Annotated in this window: 11 protein-coding genes; 5 read left to right on the top strand and 6 right to left on the bottom strand. The window is 62.4% G+C overall.

The features are described from left to right. Positions 1-309: 309 nt before the first annotated feature. From G9Q84_RS28205 to G9Q84_RS28215, 3 genes are read right to left on the bottom strand one after another with little or no spacing between them, the layout of a single operon-like run. Positions 310-1,236, bottom strand: a complete 927-nt coding sequence (locus tag G9Q84_RS28205) for a FecR family protein (RefSeq protein WP_122752921.1) — start codon at positions 1,234-1,236, stop codon at positions 310-312. A 37-nt stretch (positions 1,237-1,273) separates the two neighbouring features. After that, on the bottom strand, positions 1,274-1,819 hold the full coding sequence (locus G9Q84_RS28210) for an RNA polymerase sigma factor (RefSeq protein WP_032888437.1): 546 nt from the start codon (positions 1,817-1,819) through the stop codon (positions 1,274-1,276). Then, complete coding sequence (locus tag G9Q84_RS28215) at positions 1,816-2,460, bottom strand: secretin and TonB N-terminal domain-containing protein (RefSeq protein WP_181644475.1); 645 nt, start codon at positions 2,458-2,460, stop codon at positions 1,816-1,818. The genes G9Q84_RS28210 and G9Q84_RS28215 overlap by 4 nt, the downstream gene beginning before the upstream one ends. Before the next feature lie 217 nt (positions 2,461-2,677). On the opposite strand from G9Q84_RS28215, the gene G9Q84_RS28220 reads away from it, so the two are divergent. Both G9Q84_RS28220 and mntP read left to right on the top strand, forming a co-directional pair. Continuing rightward, the gene (locus G9Q84_RS28220; protein WP_032888433.1) at positions 2,678-2,989 is read left to right on the top strand and encodes a hypothetical protein; all 312 of its coding nucleotides are present in this window, start codon (positions 2,678-2,680) and stop codon (positions 2,987-2,989) included. 221 nt (positions 2,990-3,210) lie between these two features. After that, positions 3,211-3,774, top strand: a complete 564-nt coding sequence (gene mntP / locus G9Q84_RS28225; RefSeq protein WP_032888431.1) for a manganese efflux pump MntP — start codon at positions 3,211-3,213, stop codon at positions 3,772-3,774. Between the two features lie 137 nt (positions 3,775-3,911). On the opposite strand, the gene G9Q84_RS28230 is transcribed toward mntP, so the two are convergent. Beyond that, the gene (locus G9Q84_RS28230) at positions 3,912-4,979 is read right to left on the bottom strand and encodes an NAD(P)-dependent alcohol dehydrogenase (protein WP_181644476.1); all 1,068 of its coding nucleotides are present in this window, start codon (positions 4,977-4,979) and stop codon (positions 3,912-3,914) included. A 148-nt stretch (positions 4,980-5,127) separates the two neighbouring features. Between G9Q84_RS28230 and G9Q84_RS28235 the strand changes: the two genes are divergently transcribed. Then, positions 5,128-5,946, top strand: coding sequence for an alpha/beta fold hydrolase (locus G9Q84_RS28235; RefSeq protein ID WP_032888427.1), 819 nt, complete (start codon positions 5,128-5,130; stop codon positions 5,944-5,946). A 43-nt stretch (positions 5,947-5,989) separates the two neighbouring features. On the opposite strand, the gene G9Q84_RS28240 is transcribed toward G9Q84_RS28235, so the two are convergent. Then, entirely contained in the window at positions 5,990-6,376 is a 387-nt protein-coding gene (locus G9Q84_RS28240; protein ID WP_099601888.1) for a DoxX family protein, read from the bottom strand. Between the two features lie 74 nt (positions 6,377-6,450). Then, positions 6,451-7,326: a LysR family transcriptional regulator gene (locus tag G9Q84_RS28245; RefSeq protein WP_032888423.1), complete on the bottom strand. Its 876-nt coding sequence runs from the start codon at positions 7,324-7,326 to the stop codon at positions 6,451-6,453. A 112-nt stretch (positions 7,327-7,438) separates the two neighbouring features. Between G9Q84_RS28245 and G9Q84_RS28250 the strand changes: the two genes are divergently transcribed. Further along, the gene (locus G9Q84_RS28250) at positions 7,439-8,665 is read left to right on the top strand and encodes a YbfB/YjiJ family MFS transporter (RefSeq protein ID WP_181644477.1); all 1,227 of its coding nucleotides are present in this window, start codon (positions 7,439-7,441) and stop codon (positions 8,663-8,665) included. Next, the coding region (locus tag G9Q84_RS28255) for a zinc-binding dehydrogenase (RefSeq protein WP_181644478.1) at positions 8,662-9,475 on the top strand (814 nt) is incomplete at its 3' end. The genes G9Q84_RS28250 and G9Q84_RS28255, both read left to right, overlap by 4 nt.

Genomic DNA, 9,475 nt, shown 5'->3' on the forward strand with positions numbered 1-9,475 from the left:
CGATGGCCGGAATTCGACGTTGATTTGGGGGGTAAACCGGCAGGGATGCCGGTTTAGCCGCCCTGCGCCATGGATGGCGCGTGGCGGCGGCCCCCCAAATCAATGTCGGATTACGGGCATGCCGAGCTTAGGCGAGGCACCGAGTGGTGGGGCGAAGGCCTTTTGGTTACTTTTGTCTGGGCCGGCATTCCGGCCTTTACAAAAGTGACCCGCTGTAAGAGCGGAACCACAAGCCGTCGTTACCTAAATAACGGATATGTACACCCTAACGGATACGTACACCCTAACGGATATGTACGCCGACACACCTCAACTCAACAAAACAACCCCCCCAGGCAACTCCGTACACTTAGCCCCATAAGCATCCCGTATCAACAACGCCACGCCCGCCAACTGCTGCAAACTAAACCGCGCCTGCACCCGCCGCTGCCCCAGTTCCTTGTTAAGCAACACCAACATCCCCGGCCGATAGCGGTTGATCTCATCCACCACCGTCGCCAACGTCGCGTTGTCAAACACCAGCACCTGCTCACGCCAGGCCACCACCGACTGCGTATCCACGGTGATCACGTCACTGACCCCGGCAGCGCCGTAGCTCATTTGCCGACCACGGCCCAAACTCACGCTGTTGCCGCCCACGTCCACCGACAGCGACCCTTCGATACAGGTGACACACACCCTGTGATCGGTATGACGCACATTGAACCGCGCCTGCGCCGCACTGACCCAGCCCTCCCCGGCCTGGACCTTGAGCGGCTGCGCAATATGGGCGACGACCTCGACCTCGCCTTCGAGCAATTCAATCCCCTGACCCACCCGGCTGATGCGCGTCTGGGTATTGAGTTCCAGGCTCACGCCGTCACTCAACAGCACTTGGCGCTGCTCGCCGACCTCAGTGCGATAGTCCGCCGTCAGCCCGGAAAACCCGCCCGGCACGCCGACGCGCACCATCACCACCGCCGCCGACGCGGCAATCGCGGCCCCCAGAAATGCGCGACGCCCGAACTGACGCGGCGCAGACGGTTGCTCAAGCGCCGGTGCCAATTGCTGCCACAACCCCTTCGCCTGCTCAAACGCCTGGGCATGCTCCGCGCTCTGGGCGCACCAGGCTTTGAGGGCCTTGGCATCGGCCACGGTGGCGCGGCCCGAGGTCAGCAGGAGCAGCCAGTCGCGGGCTTCATCGTGCAAGGGGCTGGCGGCGGATTGCCGGGCGATGGAGAGGCTAAAAATGTTCAAGCGCGCACATACTCACGGTTTTATCAGGGACTCAACACTAAGACGGTTTTCCGGCGCCGGGACCGAACCGCTGGATCACTTTTCTTTCCAGACGTTTGGCGCAATGACCCAGTGCGGCCTTGATTTCCTTCTCGACCATGCGCGTGGAAATGCCGAAGCGCTGGGAGATTTCCAGGTGCGGCGCCTCTTCCAGGCGGGCGGCGATCAGGATCTTGCGTCGGCGCGAGGGCAGTTCATACAGGGCTTTGACCAGGGACTGGATTTCACGTTGACCGCCCACCACCCGCGACGGGTCCTGGGCTTCGTCGGCGCTTTGCAGCAGTTCTTCCACTTCGCTGCCGGTCAGCAAACGGGCGTCGGCCTCGCGGCGGTCGGCAGCGATGTTCAGGGCCATGCGGTACAGGTAAGCATTGGGTTGCGCCAGGTTCGGCGGCATCTCCATGCGGTCAACTCGCAGGTAGGTTTCGTGCAACACGTCATTGGCCAGGTCCTCCGAGCCCAGACGCTTGCGCAAACGCACCTTGAAATCTTCGTAAGAGGCCAGGAACAAGCTGACCATCGTGCTGTGCCCGGTATTTTTCATCCGCCCGAGGCTCCTTTTACGGCTGTGCATTCCATGCGTGTTCCTGTGGTGTCGGGCATCAAGAGCAAAGTCACCGGTTGACGCAGTGAACTCGGCGCCGGGCGTTCCACCCGTGCAGCGCCCAAGCTGCGGACCAGTGCTTCATCGCGTTGTTCATCGCCGGTGGAGCTGACCAGCCGGCTGTGTTCGATCATGCCGTCGCGGTTGACCCACACCTGCACCAGCGCACGAAAACTGCCGGGCCGAGTCAGGGGCGAACGGCACAGGCTGGTCTCGATGGCCTGCTGCAAGGCCGTGGCGTAGCTGTTATTGATCCGTGCAGCACTGCGGGCCGCCGCACCATGCGCCGGGGGCGGTTGGCTGACCTCGGGCAACTGCAAGGTAAACGCATCGCTGCGTGCATAACGTGCCATCAGGCCGCTCCCTGTCAGCAACATCGCCAGAGCCTCCTGCGCCGTGAAGCGACCGCGCACGGCGAGGGAGCGTCGGCCCTGCGTCAACTCGCGGTCCACGAGCACCGCTATCCCCGTCGCGCGGCTATAGGCCTGCAGGGCGTGTTCAAGGTCTTGCGCGGGCAGGCTCAGCAGCAACAGCGGCGACTGCGCTCGCGCAACCCCGCCGCCGGCCAGCAGCAACAGCAAGACCAGGGCGCATACGGCGCGCCTCCAGGCTCCCTGTTCACCCCCTGCGTAGCATCGCTGCACGGCCGACGCGCCCTAGAAAACCGTCATCCTGAGGCCCGTTTATGAACCTGATGTTACGGTGATAGCAAAAAAAACATCACGGTGACGAGAAGCCCGCTGCACTAGACTCTCAAGCCATACCGGCCCACTCCTTCGGGCCTGCCAGGAGGCCATGATGAAACTGCTCCCGACCCTCGCCAGCCTGTTGCTGTGCGCCGCCCTGCCCTTACTCGCCCACGCCGACAATGCGCCAAGCGGTTGCACCGAGGTCACGGTGGATGGGTACAAGGCGCCGGATTACGGCTGCCTGGGCCAACAAATGGGCAATGACACGAATGCAACCAAGGCGGCGAAGAAAAACCGTGAGGCGCAGCATCTTTCTATCGAGCAGCGGCCGCCGAACGCCGTGGGCTTATCCACCCCGGCGGCAACCAGCGTGCGCATGGGCAATACGTTTGGTACGTCGGTCAAGCCGCAACGGCCGTGAGCCTTTTGACGAAATTTTCATCTTTGCCCCCCTATGATCGGCCACCTCGTTGGGGAGTAACCGGCTTCTGACCCCGTTGGAAGCGTTCGTATCAACATATTCGGCAACCTGCCGTGGTGCGAACACCGTTTTTCGGTTGGTGAGACCAGCGACACATCCATGCCTAAAGTCGGGCGCGTGGTTGTGTCGTTGTGTCCTATAGCCCGACTGGAAGCCTCACCGTGAACCCCATTTCCCTGATTCTTCTCGCCCTGGCCATGTCCACGGACGCCTTCGCGGCGGCCATCGGCAAAGGCTCCAGCCTGCACAAACCGCGTTTGACCGAAGCCCTGCGTGCCGGTGTGATTTTTGGTGTGATCGAAGCCATCACCCCGATGATCGGCTGGGCGATCGGCCACGTGGCCACCCGTTGGGTGGAAAGCTGGGACCACTGGATCGCCTTCACCCTGCTGGTCGGTTTGGGCCTGCACATGATCTGGAACGGGCTCAAGGCCGATGACGAAGAAGCCGAGAAACCGACCCAGCACTCGTTCATGATCCTCGCCGTCACGGCGTTTGCCACCAGCATCGATGCGATGGCAGTGGGTGTTGGCCTGGCGTTCGTCGACGTGAATATCCTGGTGGCCTCCGCCGCGATTGGCCTGGCGACCATGACCATGGTGACCATCGGCATGATGCTCGGGCGGGTGCTGGGCACCGTGGTGGGCAAGCGTGCCGAGATGGTCGGCGGCGTGGTGTTGATGCTGGTGGGTGCGACGATTCTTTACGAGCATCTCTCGGTCTGACGTGCACACATAACAAATGTGGGAGGTGGCTTGCCCCCGATGGCGGTGGGTCAGTCAATGATGCTGTGACTGTACTACCGTTATCGGGGGAAAGCCCCCTCCCACAGGGGTTCTACGGTGGCTTGGAGGTCGAGTTTTCAGGCCGCGTGGCTTTCCTTCTTCAAACTCTCCATATCGATCACGAACCGATACTTCACATCGCCCTTGAGCATCCGCTCATACGCTTCGTTGATGCCTTGGATGTCGATCATCTCCACGTCCGAGACAATCCCGTGCTTGGCGCAGAAGTCGAGCATGTCCTGGGTCTCCTGGATCCCACCGATCAGCGAACCAGCCAGGCTGCGGCGCTTGAAAATCAGGTTGAACACGGTCGGCGACGGGTGCGGGCTGTCGGGGGCGCCGACCAGGGTCATGGTGCCGTCGCGCTTGAGCAGGTTAAGGAACGCATCGAGGTTATGCGGCGCGGCGACGGTGTTGAGGATGAAGTCCAGGCTGTTGGCGACCTTGGCCATTTCGTCTGGGTTCTTCGACACCACCACGTGGTCGGCGCCCAGGCGCAGGCCGTCTTCGCGTTTGTTGGGTGAGGTGGTGAACAGCGTGACCTCTGCGCCCATGGCGTGGGCGATCTTCACCGCCATGTGGCCGAGGCCGCCGAGGCCGACCACACCGACCTTCTTACCGGGCCCGACCTTCCAGTGATGCAGCGGTGAATACGTGGTGATGCCCGCACACAACAACGGCGCCACGGCGGCCAGGTTGGAATCGTCGTGGGAGATGCGCAGCACGAACTTCTCCTTGACCACGATGCTGTCCGAGTAGCCGCCAAAGGTATTTTCACCGCCGAACACCGGGCCGTTGTAGGTGCCGGTAAAACCGCTCTCGCAGTATTGCTCTTCGCCCTCGGCGCACGAGGCGCAGTGCTGGCAACTGTCGACCATGCAGCCGACACCGGCGAGATCGCCGACCTTGAATTTGCTGACATTGGCGCCGACTGCCGTCACACGGCCGACGATTTCATGGCCGGGGACCGACGGGTAAAGGGTGTTGTTCCACTCGTTGCGCACGGTGTGCAGGTCGGAGTGGCACACGCCGCAATACAGGATGTCGATCTGTACATCGTCAGCCCCTGGCGCGCGGCGCTCGAAGGTAAAGGGCTTGAGGACATCCTTGGCGTTCTGGGCGGCGTAGCTGTAAGTCTTGGCCATTTCGTTCACCTGTGTGATCTGACGGTAGAGGTCAGTGGACCAGCATAGACGCTGAACCGTTCAACCAAGCACACCCATACAAGCCCTTCGTCAGGTTTACGGCAATAGTGAGCTAGAGTCTTCTCGCCCCCTCAATCAGGAGTTTTCCATGAGCACATTCGTTGCCAAAGACGGTACCCAGATCTACTTCAAGGACTGGGGCAGCGGTAAGCCCGTGCTGTTCAGCCACGGCTGGCCGCTGGATGCCGACATGTGGGAATACCAGATGGAATACCTGAGCAGCCGTGGTTACCGCACCATCGCGTTCGACCGCCGTGGCTTTGGCCGTTCGGACCAGCCGTGGACCGGCAACGACTACGACACCTTCGCCGATGACATCGCGCAGTTGATCGAACACTTGGACCTCAAGGAGGTGACCCTGGTGGGCTTCTCCATGGGCGGTGGCGATGTTGCGCGCTACATCGCACGCCACGGCAGTGCCCGGGTTGCCGGCCTGGTGCTGCTGGGTGCAGTGACGCCGATCTTCGGCCAGAAGCCCGATTACCCACAGGGCGTGCCGACCGATGTGTTCGACGGTATCAAGGCCGGTTTGCTGAAAGACCGTGCGCAGTTCATCGCTGATTTCAACACGCCGTTCTTCGGCATCAACAAGGGCCAGACCGTTTCCGAAGGTACGCTGACCCAGACCCTGCAAATCGCGATGCTGGCGTCCCTCAAGTCGACCGTGGATTGCGTCACGGCCTTCTCCGAAACCGACTTCCGCCCGGACATGGCCAAGATCGACGTGCCGACCCTGGTGATCCATGGCGATGGCGACCAGATCGTGCCGTTCGAAACCACCGGTAAAGTGGCCGCCGAGATGATCAAGGGCGCCGAATTGAAGGTCTACAAAGATGCGCCCCACGGGTTTGCCGTGACCCACGCCCAGGCGTTGAACGAAGACTTGCTGGCGTTCCTGAAGCGCTGAAACCGCTCTCCTTATTTAGCCGGGCTTGCCCGGCTTTTTTTATTCAGGCAAAACGCTGACCGAGCACAAAACGCCCCGGCCCGGCGATCAGCACGCTGGTAAAGAGGATCAGCAACAACCACCCAAACTGCCCTTCAAACAATGTCCACTCTGGATGCACGACCACCATGGCGATCAACAGCACCGCCAGGATGGGCAGGCATGCCAGGCGCACCAGCACGCCGACAAGGATCAGCAACGGGCACAGCACTTCGGCAAAAATCGCCAGCAGCAGCGTGACGTGTGCGCCGAGGTGAAACGGGTCTTCGATCAGCTTCAGTTGTTCGCTGTAATTGAGCAATTTGGGCAAGCCGTGTACCCACAGCAGGAACAACGCCCCGCTCGCCCGCAGAAACAACAGCCCCAGATCCTGATGTCTTGATTCGTTCATAGGTGTTCCCTGTTGGTTGACACATCGATTGTGTCCACAGAGCGCCACTCAAGATTGCAAGCCTGTGCTGACCTTTACTCCCCCGTCCCCGCAAACCCCGCGACGATTTCATCGATGACTACCCGCACCCGCGCGGTGTGGCGCAGGTCGGCGTGGGTCACCAGCCACACGTCATAAGGCACCGGCCGCGTGCGCTCGGGCCAAAGGCGAACCAGGCCGTCACGCTCGCCGGTGTACACCGGGATCTCGCCGATACCGAGCCCGGCGGCAATGGAGCGGCGCACCAGCAGGCTGGAACTCAACGCCGCGACAATGCGCCCACGGCCCAAGGGTTCGGACACCAGGGTCAGGTCTTTGTGGGTTTGCAGATAGGGTTGGTAGACCACCAGATCGTGGCCTTCAAACAGGCTGCCGGGCTCGGGAATCCCGTGGCGATCGACGTAAGCCTGGGAAGCAAACAACCCCAGCGGCCATCGAGCGATGCGACGGGCTATCAGGTCGGGGCTGTCGGGACGGGTGTTGCGCACGGCAATGTCGGTTTCACGTTTGGCCAGGCTCAGGAACTGGGTCGATGCGTCCAACTGCACGCGCACATCCGGGTGCTGGGCGTGGAGGCGCGCAATCGCAGGGATCATAAAGTCGATGGCCAGGGAATCGGTGGTGCTGACCCGTACGGTACCGGTCAGGCGGTCATCCAGGCCTTGGATCTGCCGCTCCAGGTCCAGGGCCGAACGCTCCATTTTTTCCACCGAGTGCAACGCGGCTTCGCCCACGGCGGTCAAGGCGTAGCCCTCGGAGGTGCGCAGGAACAGCGTCGCGCTCAAGGACTTTTCCAGGGCGTTGACCCGCCGCCCGACGGTGGCCTGGTCCACCCCCAGCACCCGTGCAGCGCCGCGCAGTGTGGACTCGCGGCATACCGCCAGGAATACCCGTGCGTCATCCCAATTCATGCGTACTCCTTATGCTGCATATCTGCATCACTGTGCCGTGTAATCGCTGCATTATTGCACCGACGTTCCTCGATATGCTGGGCGCCAGAGAAAAATACTCAGGACCGCCACCATGCAAGACACTCAAGCACGCAGCACCGTCTGGCTGCCCATCTTCGCCGGCCTGTGCGCCAGCCTGGTCAGCATCGGCCTGGCGCGGTTTGCCTACACGCCGTTGATTCCATCGCTGATCCAGGCCCACTGGTTTAGCGCCAATGACGTGGTGTACCTCGGCGCCGCCAACCTGGTGGGTTACCTGATCGGCGCGCTGATAGGCCGCCCCCTCGCCCAACGCAGCTCCAACAAAAGCGCCTTGCGTCTGATGATGGTGGCGGTGACCCTGGCGTTTTTTGCCTGTGGTTTTCCGTTGTCGGTGACGTGGTTCTTCGGCTGGCGCCTGCTGTCGGGCATTGCCGGTGGCGCGATCATGGTGCTGGTGGCCGCGACCGTGTTGCCCCATGTACCGGCCGCACGCCGAGGCCTGGCCAGTGGCGCGATCTTCCTGGGCATCGGTTTGGGGATTGCCGGTTCGGGCACACTGGTCCCACCGCTGCTGAGCCTGGGTTTGCAGCAGACCTGGTTCGGTCTCGGTCTGTTGGCGGTGGTGCTGACGGCCGCCAGTTGGTTCGCCTGGCCCAACGGCACGCAGCATGAAGCACCGCAACCGGCGGGCAGCACGTTGCCGACCCCTGCTGGCGTGTACCTGCTGTTTGCCCAATACGCCTTTATGGCGGCGGGCCTGGTGCCGGCGATGGTGTTTCTGGTGGATTACGTGGCCCGCGGCCTGGGTGCCGGGGCGCATATCGGCGCGATGATCTGGGTGATGTACGGCCTGGGCTCGATTGTGGGGCCCGTCACTTATGGGTTCCTGGCAGACAAGCTCGGCGCACGCTTGAGCATCCGCGTGGTGTTGCTGGTGCAGGCGATTGCCGTTGGTATGTTGCCGTTCGCCGGCTCGTTTACGGCCCTGGCGGTACTGGCGGTCATCCTCGGCTCCTTCCCGCCGGGCATCGTGCCGCTGGCGCTGGCGCGGGTGCACGAACTGATCCCCAATCATCACCAACAGCAGGTCGCCTGGAGCCGTGCCACGGTGTCCTTTGCCACCTTTCAGGCGGTCGCGGGCTTTGCTTACTCAGCCCTGTTCAATGCGAGCGGCGGCCAGCATGCGCTGTTGTTCATGATCGCGGCCGGGGCGATAGTGGTCGCCCTTGCACTGGAACTGGTCATGCTTTTGCTGAACCGCCGGCCGCCCGACGCGGTCCCACCCCATACGCTCATCGCTGCAGGTAACTTCAAATGATGCTCCCTAACGACATGACCCTGATCGAAATCACCACGCCCGGTGGCCCAGAGGTGCTCCAACCGCGCCAGGCGCAAGTGCCCGTGGCCGGTCCCGGCGAGATCCTGATCCGCGTGCACGCCGCCGGGGTGAATCGCCCCGACGCCCTGCAACGTGCGGGCAAATACCCGATGAAGCCCGGCATGAGCCCGATTCCGGGTTTGGAAGTGGCCGGTGAAGTGGTGGCGCTGGGCGACGGCGTGACCGCGTTCAGCCTGGGCGACAAGGTGTGCGCCCTGACCAATGGCGGCGGTTATGCGCAGTTTTGCGCGGTGCCCGCTGGCCAGGCTTTGCCGATCCCCGAGGGCATGGACTGGATTCAAGCCGCCGCCGTACCGGAAACCTTCTTCACTGTGTGGGCCAACCTGTTCGGCCTCGGCGATGCGCACACCGGCCAACGCGTGCTGATCCACGGCGGCACCAGCGGCATCGGTACGACCGCGTTGATGCTGTGCCGCGAATTCGGCATCCAGGCTTTCGCCACCGCCGGCAGCGCCGACAAATGCGCGGCCATTGCGAAGCTGGGCGCCACGCCGATCAATTACCGCGAGCAGGACTTCGCCGACGTCATTGCCCAACAGACTGACGGCCAGGGTGTGGATGTGATCCTAGACATCATGGGAGCCTCGTATCTCAACAACAATCTCAAGGCCCTGGCCATGGACGGCCACTTGGTAATGCTGGGTTTCCTCGGCGGCGCCAAGGCCAACGACGTCGACCTGCTGACCATCCTCGGCAAACGCGCGGTGATTACCGGTTCGCTGTTGCGCG

The sequence above is a fragment of the Pseudomonas sivasensis genome, assembly GCF_013778505.1.
GTDB lineage: Bacteria > Pseudomonadota > Gammaproteobacteria > Pseudomonadales > Pseudomonadaceae > Aquipseudomonas > Aquipseudomonas sivasensis.